The organism is Bacillus sp. mrc49, from assembly GCF_002803435.1.
The window spans coordinates 1-911 of record NZ_PHNG01000177.1 but is presented as its reverse complement, the minus strand read 5'-3'; the positions used below and the strand labels follow the sequence as shown (position 1 = coordinate 911).

Genomic DNA, 911 nt, shown 5'->3' with positions numbered 1-911 from the left:
ACTTTAGCTGAATCACGGAAAGTTTCACGGTAGGCTACTTGAGGAGCACCGACGTTTGCTTCCACTTTGAATTCACGACGCATACGGTCGACAAGGATGTCCAAGTGAAGCTCACCCATACCAGCGATGATCGTTTGACCAGTTTCTTGGTCAGTATGCGCACGGAATGTAGGATCTTCATCTTGTAGCTTTTGTAAAGCTTGACCCATTTTGTCTTGGTCTGCTTTTGATTTCGGTTCAACTGATAGTGAGATTACTGGCTCTGGGAATACCATGGATTCAAGAATTACTTGGTTCTTGTCATCACATAGAGTATCACCAGTCGTCGTATCTTTCAAACCAACAGCAGCAGCGATATCCCCTGCATATACAGTAGAAATTTCTTCACGGCTGTTTGCGTGCATTTGAAGGATACGTCCAATACGTTCACGTTTACCTTTTGTTGAGTTGATTACATATGATCCTGATTCCAATGTACCTGAGTACACGCGGAAGAATGTAAGTTTACCAACGTAAGGGTCAGTCATAACTTTAAACGCTAGTGCAGAGAACGGTTCAGAATCATCTGAATGACGTTCCACTTCATCTTCTGAATCCGGTAGAGTACCTTTGATAGCAGGTACATCCAATGGAGATGGAAGGAAGTCGATAACGTTGTCAAGCATTAATTGAACACCTTTATTTTTGAAAGCCGATCCACAGATAACTGGGAAGAACTCAACATTAACGGTAGCCGTACGGATGGCTGCTTTCAATTCAGCAATGCTGATTTCTTCGCCGCCAAGGTATTTTTCCATTAAGTCTTCGTTAACTTCTGCTACTGCTTCAATTAGCTTTTCACGGTACTCTTCAGCCAATTCACGATGTTCTTCAGGAATTTCACCAACAGTGATATCAGTTCCTAGGTCATT

1 protein-coding gene is annotated in these 911 nt (G+C 42.6%); it reads right to left on the bottom strand.

What is annotated here, in order from left to right:
* Positions 1-911: EF-Tu/IF-2/RF-3 family GTPase (locus CVN76_RS01225; RefSeq protein ID WP_269799998.1), on the bottom strand; the 911-nt coding region annotated here is incomplete at both ends.